Source organism: Pseudomonas sp. ACN5 (assembly GCF_002303975.1).
GTDB classification, from domain to species: Bacteria; Pseudomonadota; Gammaproteobacteria; order Pseudomonadales; family Pseudomonadaceae; genus Aquipseudomonas; species Aquipseudomonas laurylsulfatiphila.
Map to the genome: position 1 here is coordinate 474,994 of NZ_MRCP01000001.1, position 22,220 is coordinate 497,213.

Sequence of the window (22,220 nt, forward strand, 5' to 3'; positions counted from 1 at the left end):
CGACCTCACAAAATCGCAGCAGCCTTGGTCAGGAACCAGATGATGATTACCACCAGCAGGGCGCCGATACCCACCACCGCGCCGAGATCCTTCCAGGTTTTGCGCTGGTTTTGCACGTCGGCATACACGGTGAGCGAATGCCAGGCCACGCCCAAAAAGGCGAGTAGGGCGATCAGCAGGCCGAGCAGAATGCCGCCGTCGTAGGCGTAGTTTTTGATGGTTTCGATCAAACCGGAGCCTTCGCCACGCGAAGGGGCCTCCATGGTCGGAAGTTCGGCAAAAGCCAGGCTGGGACCAAGCACCAGCAGCAGACCGATCAAGCGCTGGTTGGTGCGATCACGCAGATTGTGTATCAGAGGGACAAGGCACTTGAGCATGACGGCGATCTCCTGGGTTAGGACAAGGTGAAAAACATCAAAATCAGCAAGACGAGCAGTACCCGTGCGGTACTCCCGCCAAATGCGCCGAAGCGCACGCTGCCGACCGCCCAACCCCGGTAAGCGGTCCACATCACCCAGGCACACCAGAGCAACGCCAGGACCAGAACCAGGGACAGCCACAGCGTCGAACTGTTCTGTGCCGAGAAACCGGAGGCGTTTTGGAAAGCTGAGGACTGGGCGTCAGTCATGCTCATGGCGAGGGCTCCGCGGGCGGAGCGTCGAGACGGTAATCGCCGGTCAGCTCGCCGGGGTCGCGGGGTTGAGCGCGGGAGGGGGACAGGTAACCCTGTACCCCTCGGCGAATGCGCTGGATGTCCTGGGTCAAGCGGGGATAATCGAAGCGGTAGCGCTCGTTGGGTTCTGATGTACGGTTTGTTTCGGCGCGAGTGGCAAGACGTTCGATAGTGTCAAGCTGCTGTTGGACTAGGTTGAGCTGATTTTGCTCATGAGCAGATGCGGCAAAGCTGATGCCACTAAAGACGGCCAACGAGAGGAGTAACAGACATTGATTAATAGAAGCAGGCATGATTATGGCCCTAAGTGCATTAGGGGCAGAATCGAGAAAGGGGAGCAAAATAACTGCAAAAAAACTGAGGCGAAAGTTATCGTTTTGCTGAGGGGGACGACGTTGGAATTTTAACCAGGTTTACTTCTGTAGCAGCACACACGGAGTGTTCAAGCTCTGAATTTGGGTTCCAGCTAGTTTTTGAGAATAGGGTTAGGCGCGTGGAGTGTGAGCTCACCTTCCGCGAATCGTTTTAGTTGCTTACTCGAGAAATAAAAATTCAGTTTGCTTGTGAGATTTCATTGGTTGCCTACCCTGCAGAGAGAAAGCCTTGGTTTTATGGGGCTTCGCTGGTGCCAGCACCTGTAAACCTTCGTTAATGCCTGCTTGGGCGAGTTCAGCTAGATCGTCCTCAATACGATTCACGATCGATGCGACGGAATGGCCTGTTTCAACACTCATGGTCATAGCAATCAACGTCAGAGGACTCAAATTCAGCGGTACGCTCAAAGCGCTCATCATCTCTAGAGTGGGGCTGCACTGGGCGCGCTCCAATTTCGAGATGTACGTCCGGCTACTTACTTCGGCAAGATTTTTCTGGGAAAGCCCGCGAGCCGCGCGGGTTGCTTTGAGTACCGAAGCAAATGCTGTTTTGAGCGACATGAGCGTCCCTAGGTATATTGGTTTGTAGCCGGGTTAAAAGTTTTATGTCAATTGCAGAGAAAGGGCGGCGGGAATGGCAACCGAGCCGCGACTTTCGGATCTCCGAGCGCGCACCTGCCGATATTTCGGGTCTTAGAAAGCGCAAATCCCGTCACTGTTTTCATATACCACTCTGCACAGGCGGCATCGACGACTCTGCGTTGAATAAAAATCAGATGCTCGCCATTTCACCGGGCCGGCCACCTTTTTTCAAGGGCTACCTTGTCCGAGTGAACACTGGACCTTGCAATTTTGATTTGACGGTATCGTACCTTCGCATCCTTGACGGCCTCACGTGATGCTTTCAGTTGATTCATCAGACGCTAGCGCGTGCCCTCAGCGAGCGATGGATTAGTGTCATCGGTTGACGTCCAGGAGAAACGAAGATCACAGGTGATGCATCGGTTGGCGAGCACATCCGTAAACAAGTGATACTCAATTTTCAAGCTCGGCAGTTCAAAGGTACTTCTTAAAAGTCGCTGCTGTGATCGCCATCACCATACCAAGCATCGCGGCGCAAGGTAAAAATACGGCCATTGGATTGAGCGAAAAGGGTAAGGACAGGTAAATGATCCAGGGCACTATCAGCAGTGGCATCACTGCTCGTTTGGCGCGGTGATAAACAAAGCTGCTTTCCCGGCCCGCGCCAAACTTGCGCAGGTCGCGGCGTATCAAACCATCCACAAAACCGGTGAACATGGCCAGCAGAAATAGCGGTGTAGCCAGAGCCAGGATGGTCAGGCGCACGACGAAGGTAAAGGTGACATACACCGCCGCCAAGACAAAATCCTCGATGCTCACGTAGAGCTGGTTGATCCAACTCCATATACCGTTGCCCTGACTCGATACCCGTGCCAGCAGGGCAAAGTCCGCAAAGCCGGTCTTGACCAACAACCACTGATTGAGAAAATCCAGCCACTGGGCAGTGGTTTGCCCGGGCTGTTGAATGATGAGTGACGATTTAAAGTTCTCGCTGAGCCAGCCCAGTTCATTGGTCAACATGGTCTGACTGTGTCGCCAGCCCTGGTCACCCCAGAACAGCAGCAAGCCAGCGAACTCGACCAGGATCGAGAACAGGAGCGAGGCGATCAATAATCCAATGATGCGCAGGACCAGGCTGATCGCCGAGACGATCAATCCTGGGCGCTGCATCGGTTGTGGAGGCGTATTTTGTGTAGAAGTCGCCATCTTTCGCTCCGTCGCGCACGGCAGGACTAACGTTGTCAGAGTGCCTTCTAAATGTGCTCTCTCGAGTCTGAAACCGCCGGCAGAGTAGGGCTACCCCACCTGATCCAGATTGAACACAATGGTTGGGCCACCCCCGCTCGCACTCCACCATTGCCCCGCGTTCTCGTTGTAGGCTGCCCGCATCCGCTGGGTGAGCTCCTGCAGGTCCTTGGGCATGGCATCGTCATTGGAGGGTTTAGGCAACGGCATTCGCACCTTCCAGAGTTGGCCGCCGGCTTGAAAGGAGAACATTTGTCCCTTGGGCAGGCTGACGATGTGAGCAGGCTCGATCAACGGTACGCTGGTGCTGCTGACACGATCCTGCGAGGACGAGGTGAAGTCCGTAGTGGCCTCAGGATCGGAGGTGTCGGTGGCGCCCGAGACCAGGGTTTTGGTCAGCACATTGACCTTGGGCAACTGCTGGGTGAGCAGCTCGGCGGTGGCGGTCTCACGCACGCGAAGCATCTGTAGGGTGTTGAAGTTGCCGATGACCTGGCCGGCTTTGGCACGGTTACCAATGCGCGCTTCGATGTCACTGAGGGTCTGGGTATAGGCTGTCACCTGGATGCCAGCGCCGCCGCCCTTGTTGATCAGCGGTATGAACTCATCGCCCATCAACTCGTTGAACTCATCAGCGTGCAGGTTGATGGGCAGTTTTTCTGTGCTACTACTCTCTGCCGGTAGCCCCTGATCAATGCCATGTTTGTAGATATGCCCGGCAACCGAGACCAGATCGGCAAACATCGAGTTGCCCACCGCAGCGGCGACCTCGGCATCGGTCAGGGCATCCAGACCAACATAGACGATGCCGCGTTTTCGAATGATCTGCATCCAGTCGAAGATCGGGCGCGGGTCATTCAGGTCGGTGTAGTTGGGGGCCAGTAATTGCGCGGTCTTGCCGGTGGTGAGTTTCTCCAGCAATGGCAGCAGCGAAGCGACAATCTTGTCGAAATAGGTCCGGTCATACCGTACGGCCGAACGCAGTCCGTCCAGCACCGGATCAAATACCCGTTTCGCCGCCAGGTATTGTTCGATGGCCACCACGCGTTTTTCTCGTCCCACCATATGTCGCGGCGTGTTCTTCTCGTTGAGCTTGCCCTCGATCTGGACGATGACCTCCCACGCTTTCGGATCAGTCTTGGCGAAAAACTGCTGGGCGTACTCGATGAACAGCGCGTCAATGTTGACCACATGCCGTTGAATCTGCAGGTAGTCCGGGCGCCGACCCAGTTCGATCAGGGCGCGGGCAATGATGTTGACGAAGCGCCAGGCAAACTCGCGGAAGGCGGCTGAGTTCCCTTCGCCGCTAAGCTGTCCGGCGATGCGCGATGCCACCTCCGAAATACGCCCGAAACGTCCCACGGCGTTGTAGCGGGCCGAGATCTCCGGCCAACCCAGATGGAAGACATAAAACTCTTTCTCCCGGCCGGCTCGACGCGCTTCGACGTACATGCGCTTGAGCAGGTCGGCATCGCCCTTGGGGTCGAAGACGATCACTACTTCGTGGTCGACGCGGTGGATGTCCTGGGTGATGTACACCTCAGCCAGTCGCGTCTTGCCGACACGGGTGGTGCCCAGCACCAGGGTATGTCCCACGCGTTCGCCCAGCGGCAGGCTGACTTCCATCTCGTCCGGTTCGACGCCATGCAGCAAAGGTGAACCGCCTACCGGTGGTAGCGGACGCACTGGATTGAAAACATGGTCCCAGGCCGTGACACGCGCCAGGGCCGAGAGCGGAAATGGCGCATGCTCTAAACGCCGCTCAAGCCCACGCGCCAGACGGTAGCTGGCCGGTTGGTCGACATAACGGGCGACGGCCGGATCTTGGGCCTCGACTAAACGTTGGGTGTGCAGTCGAGTCCAGCGAAAGCCGCGGCCCATGAACAGACGCCTGCGGCTGACAGGGATCTGTCGACTGGTCAATTCGAAGCGGGGCAGCCGGCGGATATTGCGACGATAACGCAGTACCTCCCAGGCTTGGCGCAACCGGATGAAGCCGAACAAGGCATAGGCCAGCGCCGCGAACCTGCCGATCTCGGGAGACAGGGCCACGGCCCAGGGCGAATACATGCACAGCGTCGCAGCAGCGATGCAGATCGCGACGGTGTACAGCTCCACGGCGGGCCGGAGCTTGGACTCCATCACATGCTCGGCCATGGCTCGGACTCACTGTTCCAGCGAGGTGGGGGTGACCAAGACGGGGTAGTGCTCGATCTGCAAACGGCTGGCGATGTCGTTGCCGTTGACTGGCAAGATGGTGATGCCCGGAGCCGCGGCTCTGATCCGCGACAGGGCTGCGGTATCAGCGACTTCGACGGCCAGGCCGGCCGCGCCCATTTCGCGCAGTCCAGCAGCGCGTTGACGCAGCCAGGCCAGCGACTGAGGATCGTCGCCCACCAGAAAGAACGGCTGCAAGCCCGGCATGTTCAGCGGGCGAGGCGTGATCGGGCCTGGGCTCAATTGAGAGCTGCTGACCGGCAGTATCCAGGCCTCGTCTGCAAAGGTGGACAGGTCTGCAGGACTGGTCCGATCAGACGGGGCGCTGTCATTTATACGGATACCCGTCGATTGAAAATGGGGCTGTGGGAAATCGCCACGCCAGTCCTCGTCAGTCGTCAGTTCCGCCTGGGCCAGAGGTGCCAAGAGCAGGATGGAGTAACAGGTAAGGGCGATTGGTTTCATGGTGGAGTGACCTGTTCAAAGGAAACCAGCAGCCGTTCGAGCTGCCGGGAAAAGCCGACGCGGTAGCGCGCGGCCGGCGCACCTCCTGCCGGGCGGTGATAGCGTCCGGCAGCCAATACCCAATCACCGGTGGCGGCGTGATGCTCACGTAGCAGCGCGGCGGTCACGGCGAGATTTCGGTAGGGATCAAGGGCTTCGCAAGGGCTGGAAAAGCGTTGTCCGTGGTAACCCAGGTTGGTTTGTCCGAGCCCGACATCGACCCGCTTGGCCTCATGTCGGACGAGGGCCTGAAGCAAGGCGTGGCACGCCGCTTGGCGGTTGGCGAAACGGTAGGGTGTTCCGGCGATATTCAGCGTCCAGGGCCAGGGCAGTAGCCGACCACGGACGCGGATACCACTCTCCTGCAAGGCAATGGCGAACAGCACCGCAGAGGGAATGTCAGCGCCATGCGCCGCCAGTTGGTAGGCCGGTGGCGGCAGCTCGTCGGCCTGAGCCGACAGCATCATCAGCATGAGGACAAGTCCACTCAGTCGAGACGCTGCCATTGTCCATTCACCTGTTGGAACGTGGCGGGCAGCGGCCCCGGCGCGCCCAGGCTGAACCAGTGGCCGCGGTCATGATTCAGGGTGATCTGTCGGCGTTGAACCCGAGTCGGGTCGATGCCTGCTTGCCGCGCCCAGGTGCGGACCGGTTCATCCTTGCCTTGGCTGCCCACCAGGTAGATGTCGAACGCTGTGTCACTGCTTTGCAGGCGCAGCGCTTCGGCGATACACGGTTGGCATTGGTCCTCCACGAATAAGGCTGGGCGAGGTGCGACGGGTGAGCTGGCAGGGGACACGGACGCCATGCCCTGGATCGGCAGCAGCCCGGGAAACAGCTTGGCCCAGGCGGCGGTATAAGCGTTCTGGTAGGCCAGTTCGCGCTCGGCGCGTTTAGCCTCCAGCGTGACTTGCAACTCGGCATAACGCTGGCGCTCCTGATCGGTTTCGGCTTCGACCCCGAGTGCCGTCAATGGATCGAGATTTGGGCTCCAGAAACCGCGAGGGCCCGCTTGGATTTGCTCGAAGCGTGACCACTCCTGCTTTGACAATCCCCAGGTCGCAGCCTGTGCCGTGCTGGAGCGCTCTAAGGGAATGGACTGAGTGTCCTGAATCTGCGAGTGGATCGCAGCGGTTTCTCCGTGTGCAGAGCCAATGGCAATCATTGACGCGAGGCAGAATACGGTTGCTAGCAGCGCTCTGTTCATGCCAATTGCTCAAGGAAACTGCACGGTTTGGTCTGGATGCTCGGTCACCGCAAAAATGGCCGAGGTGGGTTCCAGCGCTTTCAAGCGCCAGGTGTTTGATTGCTCGCCGCTATGCAGCAGTCGAACATCAGCGAGAGTGCGACTGTCATGCGGGGTAATCGCCAGAAAGCGCTCTCCACCGCGGGACTCAACACCCAACACCGAAAATGGAGGCAGGAGTGGGATGAGCTTGGGTAGAGCGGTTTTTTTCGGTTTGGCAGCAGAGGGTGACGGTGGTAGTGGTGGTCTGGAGTTGAGGTCCAGGAGCTGCTTCTCGATCTGCTCCAGGCGTGCCCGTAACGCAGTCATGTCTGCCTCGGTAGCTCGGGCGGCCAGACCGTCGCGCAGTTCCTGAATTTCTTGTGCCCACTGATCCAGCATCGGGTCGAGGACACTGGCTTGTTGCTCGCCGGCATCGACCATCTGTCTCAGGTCTTTCACTGTGTAGTGCAATTTTTCCTGCGTATCCTTGAGAGCGTTCGAGTCATGCTGCAGGGTATCTAGAATCTGTTGGTGTTGGGCGCTACTGTCCTGTAACGCCGCCATGCGCTGAGTTTGGTTATATAAACCGCCACTCAGGCCCGCGACAGCCAGGCACAGCCCTCCAACGATCAGGGTTTGAAACGTTGCAGGTTTCATGGGCGAGTCCCCGGCTGGCGGGACGAAGTAGAGGCGACTGGCGTGGCGCGGGTGTCGACTTTTTGTGGCTCGAAGCAGACTGAGCGGTTGAAGTCGTCGACCGTGAGTTGCCAGGCCGGACCGGCCAGCACTTGAAGTGCGCCGCGCAAAGGAATCGGACCAAGTCGGTAGTGAGCCGCCGGCAATGGACGGCTGAAGAGCACTTTCATTGACGCGGCATCAGGACAGAGCGAATAACCCGAGCGCAGCAGCACATAGTGCAGCGCATCCTGCACCGAAGGACTCAGGTTCGACGGAATGTTTACGTCGATGATCTGGGCGAGAAGGTCCCGTTGCTCCGTGGTGGCTGCGGTGCTCACCAACGTATAGCGGCCATAGCGAAGTTCTGCCTGATGACCGTCATCATCCGCACCCATTTTGGATGGGCCCCGACTCATCTCACTCTCGGTCGATGGTTTGGGTGGCGATGTATTGGGGACTTGTGCAGTACACGCGCTCAGTGCGCCCAGCAGGCAAATCGGCGTGAAAAAGCGGGTCATGGAAAGATCCTCATGTCAGATTCAGTGCAGAACCTGACATGAGGGGAAGGGTGATTCAGTGAGAAAGGCGATTCAGGGAGCCGCGTATTACTGCGGCACGTTTCATGGTTGTTCGTTGAAAACCTCGAGTCCGGGTAAGACGGATGCCCAGGGGTCGAAGATCAACATTCGCACATCCGCCAACGCCGCCAGGTACAACACCTTGACCAAGGCTTCTGGCGTACCGGCATCGAGTTGTTGTTGTCTGAGGGACAAGTAAGAACCGCTGTCGATTTTCAACAGGTGCTCATCGGTCCAGGGTGTGCCGATCAGCTTGCATCCGATGCCGTCGCAGTCTGGCAATGTGAACAGCTCGAAAAACAGCCCCGTTAGCTTGGGCTCGTTGGACACCCGTTCCTGCAGATAAGACATCGCCTCTGCGGGAAGATGGGCCGTACTGATCTCCCAGGACCGACTGTAGTGCCCGGTTTCGAAGCTCAAGTGACGGATCACGGTTTGAGCTTCTTCCAGTGAGTACAGGTCACCGACATGGTGCTTCTGGCTGAGTCTTTCACCGATCACCGAGTAGATGACTTGGCGGACCTGTCCGATAGACTGGCAGCGGTCATCCAGTTCGTCCGGAATGGATTGGCCTTCGCTGATCAGGGCGAAATCGTCATTGAATACGCAGGACAACAGTTGCAGTTCATCGTCGGACAGATGGGCTTGTGAGTGATGCAAGGGGCGAAGGCAGGGTGGGCAGTAGTTGTCATAGGTGATTTGCAGCAGCCGCTCGATAGCCAGGCTGTGATAGCCACGCATAAAAGGATTTGAATCTACCCGCAGCGCGGAGACTTGATGGATAGGGTTCATAAGAGGTTCTCCAGGCTAACAATGAACAAGGCACCCGAGGGTGCCTGTAAGGGTTAAAGCCAACCGTACTCGGCAAAGGACAGCGGTGTAGTGATCTACTAACCCCGGACACCTTTTTAGGCAAGAATGCTCGCCATACAGAGGTGTTCGATGAGCAGACAACGACGTACCTTTACCCCGACTTTCAAGCGTGAGGCTGCTAGCCTGGTGCTCGACCAAGGCTACAGTTGTCCCGAGGCCGCCAGATCCCTCGATGTAGGTGAGAGCTTGTTGCGCCGCTGGGTTGCCCAGTTGCAGCTGGAGCGCGGGGGCGTTACGCCCACTGCCAAAGCGCTCACGCCGGAGCAGCAGACCATTCAGGAGCTTCAGGCCCGCATCAACCGGCTGGAGCTTGAGAAGAAAATATTAAAGGAGGCCACTGCGCTCTTGATGGCCGAGGAACACGGGCGCAGACGTTGAAGTCGATTCGGCAGTTGGCAAAGCATTACCCTGTTCAACTGTTGTGTTCAGTCTTCGAGCTACCCCGGTCCTGTTATTACGCTCACTTGGCCCGGCGGCGTCATATCGATGTCCGCCGCGTGAACCTACGCAGTCGTGTCAACGAACTGTTCAACCAAAGTCGTGGCTCAGCGGGCAGTCGCAGTCTGGCTGCCATGCTGCGGGATGAAGGCGTTAACGTCGGGCGTTTCAGAGTCAGAAGATTGATGAAGGAACAAGGACTGATCAGCAAACAGCCCGGTTCTCATGCGTACAAGAAGGCCACGGTCGAGCGACCCGATATTCCCAATGTGCTTGATCGCAAGTTCACCGTGGCTGCGCCAAACAAGGTCTGGTGTGGCGACATTACGTATATCTGGGCAGAGGGTCGGTGGAGCTATCTGGCGGTGGTCTTGGACTTGTACAGCCGTAGAGTGGTGGGTTGGGCGATGTCTGCCAAGCCTGATGCAGAACTCGTCGTCAAAGCGCTCGACAGGGCTTACGAGATGCGTGGCAGACCACAAGGCGTGCTGTTTCACAGCGACCAGGGCAGCCAATATGGCAGCCGTAGTTTCCGCCAGCGGCTCTGGCGCTATCGGATGATTCAGAGCATGAGCCGAAGGGGAAACTGTTACGACAATTCGCCCATGGAACGACTGTTTCGTAGCCTGAAAACGGAGTGGGTGCCGACAGTGGGTTATATGACGACAGCTTTGGCCGAGCAGGACATCGGCCGCTACCTCATGCAGCGGTACAACTGGATAAGGCCGCATCAGCACAACGGCTTCGTACCGCCGGCGGTTGCGGAAGAAAAACTCAATTCTGTGTCCGGGAATTGTTGACCATTACAGCGGACGACCTTCGCCCACGATGAAGTGGTCCAATACACGCACTTCGATCAGCGCCAAGGCCTCCTTCAACCGAACGGTCAGAATGCGATCTGCTTGGCTGGGTTCGGTGCAACCAGAGGGGTGGTTGTGAACAAAAATGGCGCCTGCGGCGTTATGGGCCATGGAGCGCTTAACGACCTGGCGGGGGTATACGCTGGCCCCATCAATGCTGCCGTGAAAGAGCACTTCGAACGTCAGCACTCGGTGCTTGGCATCAAGAAAGATCACGCCGAAGACTTCATGATCCTGCTGAGCTAAATGCAGTTTCAGGAACGAAGCCACGACGTCGGGAGAGGTCAGACCGGGTCCGCGACTGAACAACCGACGATCCAGAATATGCAGTGCTTCATCGATCACGCGGTTTTCTTGCGCGAGCCGATCAGTCTCAAGCTCAGTTGTGTCAATCAGGGTGAGTTGATTGCTCATGGTAGTGCCTCCGAATTGGATCTTCAGGGGCTCACACCCAAGGGGAGTGATGTCCCCTCGGTGGGTATGAAGTTGCGGTTGTAGGCTGTTTACAACCTGGTGAACTGGTGACGTTGACCGTGTAGGGGAGAGCCGCAGCCATCGCAGGGCAGCGAGGAAAAGGCTTTGACTCCCCAGCCGGCCTCGGCATCGAAGTCGGCGCTGATGGGCATCAGTCGAGCCAATCCAGCTTGGAGAGCGGCGATGCGTTGAGCGATTTGATCCACCGTGTAGTAGAGCGAAATCGCGCCGTAGTCCTCATAAGCGGCAGCGAACAAGCATTCGTCGCAAAGCCAGAAGGATTCCATGAGAGGACTCCTATGTCGGTTAAAAAAAAGGCGCTCAAAGGAGCGCCTTGGTGAGGGCGTTACGAACCGTTCAGGCGGACTGAGCGGTTTGAGTAGAGCCACGGCGAGCCGTGCGTGGCGAAGGTTTGGCTTCGGGTTCGTTCTCTTCAGCTTCGGTATCAGCCGAGGTTGGAGCGGACTCATTGGTAGGCGCCTGCTCAGCAGGTGCTGTTGCTTCCTGCCTGGCGGGCGCTTTGTATTCGAACTTGCCATTGACCTTGATCCAGTCGATGAACAGCAAACGACCTTTCAGGCTGGCGCCAGGTTGACCTTGTTTGGTGCCCTTCTCGTAGAGAAAGGGGTCGATCCACAGGTCGCCGATACGAAACGACAGCAACACCTTTTTCTCAGCGTTGACGGCGTCCATGTAGAGGCGAATCAAACGTTCTGCTTCGCCTCCAGCGACCTTGCAATCGAAGCGGGTGTATTCCACCGCATCGCTAGCACCGTGCAGGGCTGCAATATCACAGGCCATGAACGGCTGTCCGCGGCGAACCTGTACTTCACGAACACGGTTGAGATAGCCGATACCGGCGGTGTGTAGATTGAAGTAAGTGGTCGCTTCTTGGGGGTGGTTGGCGTGGGCCATGGTGGTTCTCCTGTTTCAAGAAAAAAACGGCGACGCACGATCCCTGACAGGAAAGTGAGCCCCGTCAGGGTGGGTAAGGTGAAGATCCGCAATGAACGACCCGCCATCGGTAAACCGATGACGAACAGGACGATGCGTCTGGGTGAACAGCGCTACAGCAGAAGGATGTCTGCGGCAAAAGTCCGTAGACAGGGGGGGAGTGGGCATTCATCACCGCTGAAGCGGTAACCGTGCGAGCTTCCGAACGCTAATCGCACTTGGGTAAACCACCACAAACGTGGCGTAGCCTTGAAGGTTCTGGCTACCTGGGCTGGGCTGTCAACGACAGCGGACCACGCCCTTTCTATAAGCCTGTCAAAGGGGAGCGTCAAGACGCTGCAACCCGATTTTTTACACCCGGAATACAGTGGCAATCACTGGAATGAAAAAAATGAAGAGCAAGCCTGGCTGTGTCGCCAGGCGAGGAAGAGACAAGCCACCTTTGGCGATCTTATGCAGTCGAAAAGCTCCTCGCAAAGCTTGCTTCACTGCGTAACGATTCGCCAACCGACCCTTGTCGTGGCCTGGATCGGAACGTACTGGCACGCATCCGCGCACAAAGGGTGCCCAGTGTTTCGCCGGCGGGCTCCGGAATTGAATACGACCGCCGAAGCGGATGACCACTGCTGTCGCTGTGCGGCAGCAGTGGTCATCCGCTGCCACGATCAGCAACGCATGAGGGCGGAATATGATCCACGGAGAAGAAGGCTCCGAACTCATTGAGTCCGACCGAGCTGCCCGGAGCTAATCGGTCTTGGGTCGCCAACGGCGATGAACCCGAATGACTACAGCAGAAAGAGCGTCACAGCGTCAAGCCAGAGGCCAATGCTCACTTACTTCCGAGATGAGCGGCCAACTGTTCGACGGTGGCGAGGATAAAGGCGCGATCATGTTCTTTCAGTCCGCTCAGCAGCCCCATGATCATCTGACTCTGGTCGTTGGGGCGACTGCTGGACTCCGTCAGCAATTCATCCATTCGACAGTCGAAGATGTCCGCCAATTGCATCAGTTTGGCGACGGACAGCTCCACCACCCCTCGCTCCAGGCGCGATATCGCTTCGCTGCCGATCCCCAAGCGTTCAGCGACCTCTTCCTGGGTCAGATGGCGCTCGGTTCGGTGCTTCGCGATCATGCGCCCGATTTGGGTTTGGGTGGGATGCTTATGTGCCAAGTGATGAGTTCTCCAGTTCAACCCGAATGGTTGAGCAAAGACTCGTTGACATGAACATCCTTAAAAGTTGAATATCGACTACATGGGTTGTTATTTTGACTGAAATCGACATTTACCGCGACGTGGTTTCTGGTCCTTTGGGCTCCAGAGGCGTAGTGGTCAGTGTGAATGAAGGTGAGGACTGGTTGAGCATGGAAGATGAGAGCGAGGACGTCATGGACCCCATTTGGGATCGAGCAGTGGAACTGGTCATCGAGATCCATGATTCCCCGGGCAACCCCGAACACTTCGACAGTCTTGTTCACTGGCTCAATGAGAGTCCTGCTCATCTGAAAGCGTTCAACGAACTGGGGCAGATATGGATCTCGGCAGGTATCGCCTTGGCCCGTGAAATCGGACAGCCCTTGAGCGAGTTGGAGCAGGACCAGCGGCCGTTGATGATGCACTAACCCGCGCATCGATCTCAGAGTCGTACGACGGATCAGTATCAGGTGCGCTGGGCCTTGTTTTTGATGGGCAAGGTGCCCTTGCAGTTAGGATAACGGGCGCAAGACCAGAACGGTCCGGACTTCCCCTTACGCTTGCGCATCGTGTCGTTGCACATTGGGCAGGCTGGCCCGTTGTCCGTAGGCACTACCAGTCTAAGCGTTCCACAATGCTCGACCAGCTGCGCAATCCAGTTCGCTTGCTTGGCGACGAACGCATCAAGAGGTAGGCGTCCGGCTTCGATTTCGTCCAGGGCCTGCTCCCAAATCGCCGTCATTCCCGGATCTGCGACCGCTGCAGGCACCGCCTCGATCAGCGTATGAGCCGCGGCCGAAGACATCAAGGCGCGTTTTTTCTTCAGCAAATAACCACGGTCGATCAATCCCTTGATGATGTTGGCCCGCGTGGCTTCGGTACCGATACCGGTGGTGTCTCGAAGTTTCTGTTTCAGCCGTGGATCGCTGACCAGTTTGGCCACGTTTTTCATGGCTTTGATCAGACCGCCCTCGGTGAGTGGTTTGGGAGCCGCGGTGCGCATGGCCTTGAGTCCAGCGTCTATCACGTTGCACGGCGTGCCCTGTTGCAGAACCGGTAGTACCTGGGACTTTTGAGCGGATTCTTCATCCTCTGTGGTGTCGTAGAGCAGGCTCTTCCAACCCTGGACCAGGATCTGCTTGCCCACGGTGGTCAACCGCTGTCCGCCGCACGCCAATTCGACTTCGGTGCGATCAAATTCATGGTGAGGAAGGAATTGCGCTAGGTAATGGCTGCGAATCAGTTCGTAGACGTTGCGCTCCGGTTCGGACATCCGCGCAAGATTCGTGGGGGCGGTGGTAGGGATGATGCCGTGATGCGCAGTGACCTTGGCATCGTCCCACACCCGTGAACGCAATGATCGATTGAGTTTGTCTAAGGCGGGTTGCAGTGCGGGATCTGTTTTGAGCAAGGCATCGAGCACCGCGGGCACCTCGTTGAACATACTCTCTGGCAGATAGCGGCAATCACTGCGCGGATAGGTGGTGGCCTTGTGTGTTTCGTACAGGGCCTGGGCGATATTCAGCACCTCTTGGACGCCGAGCCCCAGCTTGCGTGAGCAGACTTCTTGCAGCGTGCTCAAGTCAAAGGGTAGGGGCGGCGCTTCGCGAAGCTGCTCAGTCTGCAGCGAGAGCACCGTGGCAACTTTGCCTGCTTTGATCGCCTGGACTGCCTTAACGGCAAGCCCTTGTTGCAGGCAACGACCTGCCTCATCCCGCCCCGAGCTTGGTGGTAACCACGACGCAAGGAACTGCTGCTCTCTCGACGATAGCTGCACCTCCACCTGCCAGTAAGGCACGGGGATGAAGCTGGCAATTGCGCGATCCCGATCAACCACCAGACGTAATGTCGGTGTCTGGACCCGTCCAACCGACAGCACACCATCGTAGCCCGCTTGCCGGCCGAGAAGGGTAAACAAGCGACTGAGGTTCATGCCGATCAACCAGTCAGCGCGGCTGCGGGCAAGGGCTGAATGGTATAGGGGGAAGGTCTCGTGGTCGGGTTTCAGCGAGGACAATGCCTTGCGGATGGAGGTCTCATTGAGAGCGGATAACCAGAGCCTTTGAATGGGGCCTCGATACTTGCAGAGCTCCAGCAGTTCGCGAGCGATCATCTCACCTTCGCGATCAGCATCGGTCGCGATCACTACGGTGGAAGCTTCTTTTAGGAGGCGCTTGATGACTTTGAATTGGGTAGCAGTTTTGGGCTTGACCTCGACTTTCCACTCCAAGGGAATGATCGGCAAATGCTCCAGCGACCAGCGTTTGTATTGTTCGCCATAGGCTTCCGGTGGGGCTGCTTCGAGTAGGTGGCCGATGCACCAGGTGACGGCTGTTTCGATACCGAGCAGGCAGCCTTCGCCGCGACGGGTGGCTCCGAGTACTTTGGCGATGTCTCGACCTTGAGAGGGTTTCTCGCAAAGGAATAAGCGCATAAGACTGCTCCAGATAAGGTCCGAAGCAGAGTTGTTGAATCAGCTAATGCGGGGTATGAGAAACCCGAATTGCAGGCTTCTCATATTAGTCAGTGGAACAGTCTTGAAGAGAGGTTGCTGCCCCTCTGCCGTCTGGGCATAACGCGCATATTCACGCGTAGGGAGTACGCGTAGTACAGCAGACCCGCGTAAAGGCGCATTTTTAATGCCAGCCCATCAATCCGTAGGTTGCTACCCTCGACGCTTCTTGGGCTTCGATGCTGGTGGACTGGCTGGCTCTGTACCTTGTCCTCCGTTTTTTCCAGTCACCGACTGTTCACTGGAACGCTCGCGCATGACCACATTTTGTACACGGTGAGGCAGGATACCGACCCGACGAGCCTCGATCTTGAAGGTCACCCGCGCATTGTCCTCACTGTCCTCCCACTCATCCTTGACCGTACGCCCCTCGACCAGCACGCGCATGCCTTTCTGATACAGCATGCTCCAATGCTCGGCTTCGCGGTGCCAGAGCTCAACCGGTGCCCAATAACCGCCCCGATCTTCATAGCTACCATCGCGCGGCACGGGATTATCGAAGTACACGTTCAGTCGCAGCAGACGCCGTGGCTCGTCATTGCCTGAGGCAAACTCCTGGAATTCTGGCGCACTGCCGATGTTGCCTTCGCCGACAAAAAAAGTACTCATCGTGATACCTCCACTGCTGTAGTGAACTGGCGCAGCCGCTCGTCGGCACTGGCCATTTTGATCGCGCAGGTGGTGGCCTGGCGCAGTATTGAATGCATCACGCTCATCTGCAGGTTCAGCACAATGCGGTCGCATTCGAATCGGTGCAAGCCCTCGCGTACCAGCTGCGGCAAGGCTCTGTTGCTGAGTTGCTGTTCCCAGACCACAACGCCCATTCGGGAGAAATCACGGGAGCGCCAGCGCAGGAAGGTGCTGCCAGCGCTGGTGTTCTGCAACACCAGGCGAAAATCCAGCAGCGAGTAAGGAAGGCGTTCTGCCTGCTGCGCCACGGTTTCCATCAAACGACATAGTTGCGCCTCGATTTCCCTCGCAACTTGCGCCAGGTGCTCCAACTCCCCCTTACCCTTAAATGGTTTTAAAAGGCCTTTTAGGGAGGCTGCGTGTTCGAGCTGTCGATAGGCATCTGATGTCAGCCCTGCGAAGGCTATCGGTTGAACAGGGTGCTTGAGATTCATGCGTCGCCCTCAGGCTCATCCACGGTCGTTGATGGTCCACTGGGCTCCTCAGCCAGAGTCTCAGCGTCATCCTTAGGCACAGCACCTCGGCGAATGATCGGTGGCGCAAACTGGGAGCGGCGATGACCCCCGAGGATGTCCATGGGGGGCAACCCCAGTTTGTCGATGGCCGCCAGGGCGCGAGCGTTGTTCGCTGCCATGTCATCGCGCGTAACACCGGCATGCCGGTAACGCTGCGCCAAGCCGAATAGGCTTCGCAGTAGATGGGCGCCGTCATCGATCCAGGTTTCCATGTCCGTGCGACCGATAAGAGCGGTGTGATGCGCCAATAGGGTATGGCGCACCAGCGTGTCGTAGTCGGTCAACAGGTACACCGCTAGGAAGCCCAACTGGCTGCCGATGTACAACGGCAAGGTTACGGGGTGGATGTTGAGGTTGTCGCCCATGTCGATTTGGGTCGGCAGGTCTTGTCTGATCCGATCAAGCTGTTGGCTCAGTTCCAGCATCCCAGCCTTGGCCTGCAGCAGTTTTTCTTCGAGTTGCACCATGGCCCAGTCGGCATACGGGTCGTCCTGTGCCGCGGTTTGCTTTATCAGGTTAGTGACGCTGATATAGCCGGCCATGCCCATAATCGAGTGAACACCTTCGCGTGCAGTCCGGCCTTGCCAGATGCGAGCGGCGTGATGGGTGTGCAGCGTTAACGTAATGCTGCTGCGCAATGAGCCCAGGTTGAGCTGGTAGTGATCGGCCACGGTGGAGTCCTCGCATAAGCTTGGCGAGCACCTTGTGACGGATGAGCCTTGAGGGCAGCGAAAAACTTGAATGCTGCCTGTTCGGTTTGAGCTTCTGGGAGATGATTCACCCGATGCCTACGGCGCTACAGGGATTGCGCTCTGGAACTCCCTGGATTTGATGCCAGTGGCATCAAATCTACTGACGTCCAGAACGTTTCCCACGCAGTTGGCGCAGTTCATCCAGGCAGGCTTGAGCAACGGCAGAGGCGGGTTCACCTTTTTTTCGAGTGGTCCGCGCTGGAGCAGATTGAGGATGCGCTGCAATGGGCGTCGTTTCTGCCTGGCCCGCCCACGGATGAAAGTCGCCTTTTAGCGCACGCTGAATCAGACCCATCAGATAAGCCGCAGGTTTGCGGATGCCGCCCGCAGCACAACGTGCCCCGGCTTCGTTGAGCACCGCCTGCCTCTCTGACAGCTTGAGTTTATTGAGCGCCACGGTGATGGCTTGACGCTCGTTCGGGCTCAGGGTCAGCGCAGTGGGCCAGAGCACGTTATCCACCGCCGGGCTCGCGTGCGGTACTGTACAAATACTTTCTTTTACTACTGTACAGGCGACGTTCGGATTCCGAACGTCGCCGGGAATATTGGCCTCTACACCTGGTTCGGAATCCGAACGAGGGGCTGCATGATTCCGAACGGGGTGATCGCCGCTTTGTTCGGCATCGTGCATCGAACCTTTTGTTTGCGAGTTAGAATTCTGATCTACCCACCGATCACCCCAGGTGTCGAGGCGGGTGGGGAGTTGGCTCAGGTCGATACTGGTATCAAGGCTGATTTCATCCAGAAGGTGCTGAGCGACGATACGCACCGCCTTGGTGGCATGATCAAGGCAATGTCCAACCAGCTCCAGATAGTCCTGATCCAGTTCCATGGCTTCGGCGAGTGTTAACGGTTCATCGTGCAGAACATACAAAGAGCCTTGCAGACGTCCACTAACTTGGTCACGCCCGCGACTCACCAAGCTGAGCCAACGAGTGAGCCTGAGCATTGTCAATACGCGAGCGATGGTTTCACGTGAGGCTGAGGTCCCATAGGGGATACTCGACAGATACGGTTGCAGATCCTCATAGCGCGGTGTGACCAGGCCCTGGCCTTGTAACATGAATCGAAAGATCTGCCAGGCATTGCGCTCCAACGGTGTCAAACGGTTATCCAGCAGCAAACGACGCGGTACGACTTCGTGTGATTGGCCACTGAACAGAAATCCAGCCTCCAGCGCTTGGTTGGAAGGTTTCTCGATGGTAGGGCGAGTGGGCCAACGTTCGCTCAATTGCTGCGCGCATTGCTGCAGGACGCGTTGCCAACGGCTGAGCGGGCGGGTGTTCATGTGTTCTTGCTGTAGTGCTCGATCTGCTGCCAGACGATGGTCAAGCTGATCTGTTGTTCCTCAGCCAACATCATCATGGCGTCGAGCTGATCTTCGGTAGGGTCTTGTGCTCGTAGCTGACACCAGCGTTGCCACAGTGCGTGCTCTTGCGCTTCGCTCAAATTCTGCGGTCGTCCCTTGCGGGTTTCTATCTTGAGCAGACGTCGACGCATTGCCGTTTCCGAATGGGCCAAGCCGAAGTTCTGATACATGATGGTGCTGCTGGCGCCGAGTTTCAGAGCTCGGTTGATCAAGCGCTCATTCTGTTCATCGCGATCGGCTTGCTCAATTAACCTGTGCAGCACCGGCGAGTCGATCTTGACCTCGACCCAAGGTACGGTCGCGTGCGCCAGACGCGCCAGGGTGGTCGGCGGTAGGGACTGCAACAAGTAGATGTCATCCTCACCCAGCCCTAACGCTTTGCAGCGCTGCAGATTACCCAACCGCAGCTCATGCAGGACCTGAGTCAACATGGCTTGATTGAGTACATTGAACGACAAGCTCATGGCAGCTTCTCCGGTGAGTCGTCTTCAACGGTAAGCGTTAATTCGATCAGGCGCCGGGCCAAGCGGATCAGGCGATACAGCTTGATCAGTAAATGGTCCGGCAGGCGTTCCAACCCCACATCCATGGTTGGTTGATCTGCCAGGGGCAACTGATACACCCCCAGCAACAGTTGCCCAAACAGGGCTGAGGGCAACAGTTTGCGGTCCTCCCAGTCCACCTCATCCTGAGCACGCAACAGGGCCAGAAGCAGTAGATGAACACCGGTCGCGCGCGGTGTCGTCAGATCAACCTGCTCCATGTCGAGGATGAAGCCCAAGCCGTCCTGCTGATTGATGATGATCTCGGGCCGCCCGGCATAGGCTGCCATCTCCCTCGCCAGCGCAGCGATGGCTGAACGCAGTTGCTCGGGAGTATCGAGCGCAGGGGCGATGCTCCAGATGTCGTGGCTCACACGAGTATCGACTTCTCTTACTGTTTCGGCGGGCGTTTCGCGATTGATCTGGTCACGAATCTGTTGAACTCGCGATGGAGGGTTTAGCTCTGGTGTGACGTTGGCCTCAGGCTGCGTGGAGGGTTTTGGCGCAGCGCCGGTCTTCGACTGGTGCTTATGGTCCGAGGGTTCAAGCTCGGAACGGAGAGGGGATTTTGTAACTCCATCTTCACCTGATGGAGGCATGTGCGTTGCTTGCGTGGTCACGGCAACGCTAGGTATCGGCAGAGGGCGTTGGGTGTCGCTCAGCTCCAAAGCCAGCATGCGGTAAGACTGCCCGAGCAATTGGCTCATTCGTTCGAGCAGTTCGTCCTGGATCTGCTCAAGGTCGAATGACTCGGGCTCGGCATCAAAAGAGGCCAGGGTGTCCAACCAGAGCTCGGTGAACTCACGGCTATTGGCCGGATAGCGATTCCAGGTTTTTTCTGCCTGGCTACGCAGACCTATTAGGCGTTCAATTTGCGATTTACCCAATCCGGCATACAGTGTTTGCGGGATAGCCGGCAGCAAATATTCCAAGGTATCGAGCATCCGGCTGATATGCGATTGCGAAATCGGATAGCCCCCGGAAGCAAGGCGTTTTGCCAGTTCGCGCTGCGAGAGTGCAGCCCCATCTAGCTCAAACATGGCCCTGAGTTTTGCGACAGCGATGGCACGTTCGATGAAAGTGAGTTGGCCGTGCAAGTCGCTTTCAGCCAGATGGCCGAGCAGGGCGGTAGCCTCATTGGTCCAAGGTCGAAACAGGCAGTGGATACGAAAGAAGCGTTCGTCATGGGTCTCTTGCCACAGCTGTCCGAGAATCGCCAGGCGGGTGTTGCCGCCGTTGCGGATGATGAAGGTCGGTTCACCCGGGCGGCGGGTGATCGGCGGTGGCTGATCCAACCCTCGTTCGCGGATTGAGGCCTTGATGTCGTCGTACATCGGATTACGAATGAATCGTGGGTTGAGGTCGTAGGGTCTTAGCTGTTCTAACGTCACCAGCATGGGGGTATCGGTGATCGGATCGGACGGTTGCTCCAAGTTCGGCCCTTGTGGGAAGTGGCCCTGCTGCAGCTTGTCGGTGATCTCCTCTTGGCTGGGCTTCTTCATTGGAAAAACCTCAGTTAACGCCGACCGCGCAAGTGGTCACCTATCTCGAATTCAACGACCTCGGCCGTACCCGATCCTTCGAAATGTTGTGAAAGTTCTGCGAGGAACCATCCCATAGCCGAGCGGCCACCCCGTAGACGAACGACCACGGTGCAGTACTCATCGCTAGGAGGTGGCTCTGATAGTTCGAGCGGTTGAACGATGAGATGGCTGTAATTCAGCATTACAGAACTCCTTGCCTAGTGCTTGAGATCAACGCTGATGCAACAGCGATGACGACGTGAGCGGGTTGTCATGAGCGCACCTGAGGACCACTCACTGAGCAGATTGCTTGGCGCCACTCAGGAAATAACTCTATGGCCAAGGCTTGTATGGTCTCCAAGGCCGACGCAGATCGACGGCCAATAGGGCGACGAGTTTCGACGCGGTGAACGGGTAGACCCAGGGAGGCAGCATTCAGATAGGCCACTCGATCGGGAACTACGGTCTGCAGGACCTGGATGGCTGAAGTCCCTATGAACGTTTCGCGCAGGCTGCGCATGATCATGCGAGTGTCCGATTTGATGTCGTTCACTTGATTCAGCAAAAGCCTCAGAGGAGGTGGAGCGATACCCAAGTCGCGAAAGGGCTCAAGTTCGTTGAGCAGTTTCAGAATTCCCCGGCGTAGTTCACGAGCAGCGAGCATTTCAGGAGTAATAGGGGAGAGGGCAAGGTCAGAGGCCAGTATGGCCATCTCCAACAGCACGCTCCGCGCGCCTTGGGTATCGATCAGAAGCAGGTCATAGCTGGGGCGGAAAGCATCGAGCAGGTTGCGCAGCCGGAGGCGTCCGTCAGGAGCATGCAATAGCAATGTGCATAGTCGACCCTCATCATCGTTGGAATGGATCAGGTCGAGTCCGGTAATCGCGGTCGTGGAGATGACCTGTGCGGGATCCGAAAGATTAAGTGCGAGCAGCTCAAACACTCCGGCGGCAGCTGTATGGCTCAATGCGTTGTAGCTGGAGAGTGTGGGCTGGCTATCCAAGTCCAGTAGGAGGACGCGCAAACCCGCATCTGCGAGTAGACCACCAAGATTGGCGGTTACCGTGGTCTTGCCTACCCCACCTTTCGTTGAAACCACCGATGCCACACGCATGACATCAATCCTGCTGTGTCAGGCGTTCGGTTACCCACCGTTCGATCTCTAGGGAGTCCCAACCGACCGCACGCATGCCGATGCGTTTAGCTTGGGGGAATTCTCCTTTCTTCATCAAATTGTAGATATGCGCACGTTTGAAGCCGGTCCTACGCTCGACCTCTTCGCGCCGCATGATATGACGCTCTATCAGCGATTGAGGTGTTCCAGTGACGAGTGAGTCTTGGCTGGACATTCTGGTCACTCCTGGCGCTGGTTGGCGCGTGATGGGAAGTAACCTGAATTCAACATCTGAAAGTGAACAATGTCATTGCAACGCAATCAAGAGGGTTG

Annotated in this window: 27 protein-coding genes; 2 read left to right on the plus strand and 25 right to left on the minus strand. The window is 57.3% G+C overall.

Annotated features, from left to right (window positions below; genetic code table 11):
- Positions 1-5: 5 nt before the first annotated feature.
- From BSF40_RS02295 to BSF40_RS02350, 12 genes are all read right to left on the minus strand, one after another.
- On the minus strand, positions 6-377 hold the full coding sequence (locus BSF40_RS02295) for a TIGR03745 family integrating conjugative element membrane protein (RefSeq protein WP_095963952.1): 372 nt from the start codon (positions 375-377) through the stop codon (positions 6-8).
- A 17-nt stretch (positions 378-394) separates the two neighbouring features.
- The gene (locus BSF40_RS02300) at positions 395-634 is read right to left on the minus strand and encodes a TIGR03758 family integrating conjugative element protein (RefSeq protein ID WP_095963953.1); all 240 of its coding nucleotides are present in this window, start codon (positions 632-634) and stop codon (positions 395-397) included.
- Positions 631-966, minus strand: coding sequence for an RAQPRD family integrative conjugative element protein (locus BSF40_RS02305; protein WP_095963954.1), 336 nt, complete (start codon positions 964-966; stop codon positions 631-633). The genes BSF40_RS02300 and BSF40_RS02305 overlap by 4 nt, the downstream gene beginning before the upstream one ends.
- A 240-nt stretch (positions 967-1,206) precedes the next feature.
- A complete protein-coding gene (locus BSF40_RS02310) occupies positions 1,207-1,608 on the minus strand; it encodes a helix-turn-helix domain-containing protein (RefSeq protein WP_095963955.1) in 402 nt (133 codons plus the stop codon).
- Positions 1,609-2,103: 495 nt separating this feature from the next.
- The gene (locus BSF40_RS02315) at positions 2,104-2,835 is read right to left on the minus strand and encodes a TIGR03747 family integrating conjugative element membrane protein (protein ID WP_095963956.1); all 732 of its coding nucleotides are present in this window, start codon (positions 2,833-2,835) and stop codon (positions 2,104-2,106) included.
- A gap of 90 nt (positions 2,836-2,925) precedes the next feature.
- Complete coding sequence (gene traD, locus BSF40_RS02320) at positions 2,926-5,031, minus strand: type IV conjugative transfer system coupling protein TraD (RefSeq protein ID WP_095963957.1); 2,106 nt, start codon at positions 5,029-5,031, stop codon at positions 2,926-2,928.
- A gap of 9 nt (positions 5,032-5,040) precedes the next feature.
- Positions 5,041-5,556, minus strand: a complete 516-nt coding sequence (locus BSF40_RS02325) for an integrating conjugative element protein (protein WP_095963958.1) — start codon at positions 5,554-5,556, stop codon at positions 5,041-5,043.
- Entirely contained in the window at positions 5,553-6,101 is a 549-nt protein-coding gene (locus BSF40_RS02330) for a lytic transglycosylase (protein WP_095963959.1), read from the minus strand. The genes BSF40_RS02325 and BSF40_RS02330 overlap by 4 nt, the downstream gene beginning before the upstream one ends.
- Positions 6,083-6,802, minus strand: a complete 720-nt coding sequence (locus BSF40_RS02335) for a TIGR03759 family integrating conjugative element protein (RefSeq protein WP_095963960.1) — start codon at positions 6,800-6,802, stop codon at positions 6,083-6,085. The genes BSF40_RS02330 and BSF40_RS02335 overlap by 19 nt, the downstream gene beginning before the upstream one ends.
- 9 nt (positions 6,803-6,811) lie before the next feature.
- Positions 6,812-7,480 carry a chemotaxis protein gene (locus tag BSF40_RS02340; protein WP_095963961.1) on the minus strand — a complete coding sequence of 223 codons (669 nt, stop codon included), beginning with the start codon at positions 7,478-7,480 and terminating at the stop codon, positions 6,812-6,814.
- A complete protein-coding gene (locus BSF40_RS02345; protein WP_095963962.1) occupies positions 7,477-8,019 on the minus strand; it encodes a PilL N-terminal domain-containing protein in 543 nt (180 codons plus the stop codon). The genes BSF40_RS02340 and BSF40_RS02345 overlap by 4 nt, the downstream gene beginning before the upstream one ends.
- Before the next feature lie 102 nt (positions 8,020-8,121).
- Complete coding sequence (locus tag BSF40_RS02350) at positions 8,122-8,871, minus strand: ABC transporter substrate-binding protein (protein ID WP_095963963.1); 750 nt, start codon at positions 8,869-8,871, stop codon at positions 8,122-8,124.
- A 150-nt stretch (positions 8,872-9,021) separates the two neighbouring features.
- Between BSF40_RS02350 and BSF40_RS02355 the strand changes: the two genes are divergently transcribed.
- Positions 9,022-10,190 (plus strand): IS3 family transposase gene (locus BSF40_RS02355; protein WP_095963964.1). Its coding sequence is split into 2 segments (ribosomal slippage): positions 9,022-9,283 and positions 9,283-10,190, totalling 1,170 coding nucleotides; the frame shifts between segments, so codons are not numbered across the junction.
- Positions 10,191-10,193: 3 nt separating this feature from the next.
- On the opposite strand, the gene BSF40_RS02360 is transcribed toward BSF40_RS02355, so the two are convergent.
- The 4 genes from BSF40_RS02360 to BSF40_RS02375 all read right to left on the minus strand — a co-directional run bounded on the left by BSF40_RS02360 (position 10,194) and on the right by BSF40_RS02375 (position 12,849).
- Positions 10,194-10,664, minus strand: a complete 471-nt coding sequence (locus BSF40_RS02360) for a JAB domain-containing protein (protein ID WP_095963965.1) — start codon at positions 10,662-10,664, stop codon at positions 10,194-10,196.
- 89 nt (positions 10,665-10,753) lie between these two features.
- Positions 10,754-11,011 (minus strand): hypothetical protein, encoded by a 258-nt coding sequence (locus BSF40_RS02365; RefSeq protein WP_095963966.1) that lies wholly within the window; start codon positions 11,009-11,011, stop codon positions 10,754-10,756.
- 70 nt (positions 11,012-11,081) lie between these two features.
- A complete protein-coding gene (locus BSF40_RS02370; protein ID WP_095963967.1) occupies positions 11,082-11,639 on the minus strand; it encodes an STY4534 family ICE replication protein in 558 nt (185 codons plus the stop codon).
- Positions 11,640-12,507: 868 nt separating this feature from the next.
- On the minus strand, positions 12,508-12,849 hold the full coding sequence (locus BSF40_RS02375; RefSeq protein ID WP_095963968.1) for a helix-turn-helix domain-containing protein: 342 nt from the start codon (positions 12,847-12,849) through the stop codon (positions 12,508-12,510).
- A gap of 95 nt (positions 12,850-12,944) precedes the next feature.
- Between BSF40_RS02375 and BSF40_RS02380 the strand changes: the two genes are divergently transcribed.
- Positions 12,945-13,298, plus strand: a complete 354-nt coding sequence (locus BSF40_RS02380; RefSeq protein WP_237149618.1) for a hypothetical protein — start codon at positions 12,945-12,947, stop codon at positions 13,296-13,298.
- 38 nt (positions 13,299-13,336) lie between these two features.
- On the opposite strand, the gene BSF40_RS02385 is transcribed toward BSF40_RS02380, so the two are convergent.
- The 9 genes from BSF40_RS02385 to BSF40_RS02430 form a co-directional block, all read right to left on the minus strand.
- Entirely contained in the window at positions 13,337-15,304 is a 1,968-nt protein-coding gene (locus tag BSF40_RS02385) for a DNA topoisomerase III (protein WP_095963969.1), read from the minus strand.
- A 231-nt stretch (positions 15,305-15,535) separates the two neighbouring features.
- Positions 15,536-15,991 (minus strand): single-stranded DNA-binding protein, encoded by a 456-nt coding sequence (locus BSF40_RS02390; RefSeq protein ID WP_095963970.1) that lies wholly within the window; start codon positions 15,989-15,991, stop codon positions 15,536-15,538.
- Positions 15,988-16,506 carry a DUF3158 family protein gene (locus BSF40_RS02395; RefSeq protein ID WP_095963971.1) on the minus strand — a complete coding sequence of 173 codons (519 nt, stop codon included), beginning with the start codon at positions 16,504-16,506 and terminating at the stop codon, positions 15,988-15,990. Before BSF40_RS02395 ends, BSF40_RS02390 begins: the two co-directional genes overlap by 4 nt.
- Complete coding sequence (locus tag BSF40_RS02400; protein WP_095963972.1) at positions 16,503-17,258, minus strand: PFL_4669 family integrating conjugative element protein; 756 nt, start codon at positions 17,256-17,258, stop codon at positions 16,503-16,505. The genes BSF40_RS02395 and BSF40_RS02400 overlap by 4 nt, the downstream gene beginning before the upstream one ends.
- A 178-nt stretch (positions 17,259-17,436) precedes the next feature.
- On the minus strand, positions 17,437-18,627 hold the full coding sequence (locus tag BSF40_RS02405) for an STY4528 family pathogenicity island replication protein (RefSeq protein WP_095963973.1): 1,191 nt from the start codon (positions 18,625-18,627) through the stop codon (positions 17,437-17,439).
- A complete protein-coding gene (locus tag BSF40_RS02410; protein ID WP_095963974.1) occupies positions 18,624-19,172 on the minus strand; it encodes a DUF2857 domain-containing protein in 549 nt (182 codons plus the stop codon). The genes BSF40_RS02405 and BSF40_RS02410 overlap by 4 nt, the downstream gene beginning before the upstream one ends.
- On the minus strand, positions 19,169-20,752 hold the full coding sequence (locus tag BSF40_RS02415) for a ParB family protein (RefSeq protein WP_095963975.1): 1,584 nt from the start codon (positions 20,750-20,752) through the stop codon (positions 19,169-19,171). Before BSF40_RS02415 ends, BSF40_RS02410 begins: the two co-directional genes overlap by 4 nt.
- A 292-nt stretch (positions 20,753-21,044) precedes the next feature.
- On the minus strand, positions 21,045-21,887 hold the full coding sequence (locus BSF40_RS02425; RefSeq protein WP_095963976.1) for a ParA family protein: 843 nt from the start codon (positions 21,885-21,887) through the stop codon (positions 21,045-21,047).
- Positions 21,888-21,891: 4 nt separating this feature from the next.
- Complete coding sequence (locus BSF40_RS02430) at positions 21,892-22,122, minus strand: AlpA family phage regulatory protein (protein WP_046816044.1); 231 nt, start codon at positions 22,120-22,122, stop codon at positions 21,892-21,894.
- Positions 22,123-22,220 lie beyond the last annotated feature (98 nt).

Bases quoted from the DNA above. Each gene is read 5' to 3' on its own strand.
- BSF40_RS02350 (WP_095963963.1), bottom strand. From the start codon at position 8,871: ATGAACCCTATCCATCAAGTCTCCGCGCTGCGGGTAGATTCAAATCCT.
- BSF40_RS02410 (WP_095963974.1), bottom strand. From the start codon at position 19,172: ATGAGCTTGTCGTTCAATGTACTCAATCAAGCCATGTTGACTCAGGTC.
- BSF40_RS02370 (WP_095963967.1), bottom strand. From the start codon at position 11,639: ATGGCCCACGCCAACCACCCCCAAGAAGCGACCACTTACTTCAATCTA.
- BSF40_RS02395 (WP_095963971.1), bottom strand. From the start codon at position 16,506: ATGAATCTCAAGCACCCTGTTCAACCGATAGCCTTCGCAGGGCTGACA.
- BSF40_RS02335 (WP_095963960.1), bottom strand. From the start codon at position 6,802: ATGAACAGAGCGCTGCTAGCAACCGTATTCTGCCTCGCGTCAATGATT.
- BSF40_RS02385 (WP_095963969.1), bottom strand. From the start codon at position 15,304: ATGCGCTTATTCCTTTGCGAGAAACCCTCTCAAGGTCGAGACATCGCC.
- BSF40_RS02365 (WP_095963966.1), bottom strand. From the start codon at position 11,011: ATGGAATCCTTCTGGCTTTGCGACGAATGCTTGTTCGCTGCCGCTTAT.
- BSF40_RS02405 (WP_095963973.1), bottom strand. From the start codon at position 18,627: ATGAACACCCGCCCGCTCAGCCGTTGGCAACGCGTCCTGCAGCAATGC.
- BSF40_RS02360 (WP_095963965.1), bottom strand. From the start codon at position 10,664: ATGAGCAATCAACTCACCCTGATTGACACAACTGAGCTTGAGACTGAT.
- BSF40_RS02300 (WP_095963953.1), bottom strand. From the start codon at position 634: ATGAGCATGACTGACGCCCAGTCCTCAGCTTTCCAAAACGCCTCCGGT.
- traD (WP_095963957.1), bottom strand. From the start codon at position 5,031: ATGGCCGAGCATGTGATGGAGTCCAAGCTCCGGCCCGCCGTGGAGCTG.
- BSF40_RS02345 (WP_095963962.1), bottom strand. From the start codon at position 8,019: ATGACCCGCTTTTTCACGCCGATTTGCCTGCTGGGCGCACTGAGCGCG.
- BSF40_RS02295 (WP_095963952.1), bottom strand. From the start codon at position 377: ATGCTCAAGTGCCTTGTCCCTCTGATACACAATCTGCGTGATCGCACC.
- BSF40_RS02325 (WP_095963958.1), bottom strand. From the start codon at position 5,556: ATGAAACCAATCGCCCTTACCTGTTACTCCATCCTGCTCTTGGCACCT.
- BSF40_RS02425 (WP_095963976.1), bottom strand. From the start codon at position 21,887: ATGCGTGTGGCATCGGTGGTTTCAACGAAAGGTGGGGTAGGCAAGACC.
- BSF40_RS02330 (WP_095963959.1), bottom strand. From the start codon at position 6,101: ATGGCAGCGTCTCGACTGAGTGGACTTGTCCTCATGCTGATGATGCTG.
- BSF40_RS02305 (WP_095963954.1), bottom strand. From the start codon at position 966: ATGCCTGCTTCTATTAATCAATGTCTGTTACTCCTCTCGTTGGCCGTC.
- BSF40_RS02315 (WP_095963956.1), bottom strand. From the start codon at position 2,835: ATGGCGACTTCTACACAAAATACGCCTCCACAACCGATGCAGCGCCCA.
- BSF40_RS02415 (WP_095963975.1), bottom strand. From the start codon at position 20,752: ATGAAGAAGCCCAGCCAAGAGGAGATCACCGACAAGCTGCAGCAGGGC.
- BSF40_RS02340 (WP_095963961.1), bottom strand. From the start codon at position 7,480: ATGAAACCTGCAACGTTTCAAACCCTGATCGTTGGAGGGCTGTGCCTG.
- BSF40_RS02390 (WP_095963970.1), bottom strand. From the start codon at position 15,991: ATGAGTACTTTTTTTGTCGGCGAAGGCAACATCGGCAGTGCGCCAGAA.
- BSF40_RS02430 (WP_046816044.1), bottom strand. From the start codon at position 22,122: ATGTCCAGCCAAGACTCACTCGTCACTGGAACACCTCAATCGCTGATA.
- BSF40_RS02310 (WP_095963955.1), bottom strand. From the start codon at position 1,608: ATGTCGCTCAAAACAGCATTTGCTTCGGTACTCAAAGCAACCCGCGCG.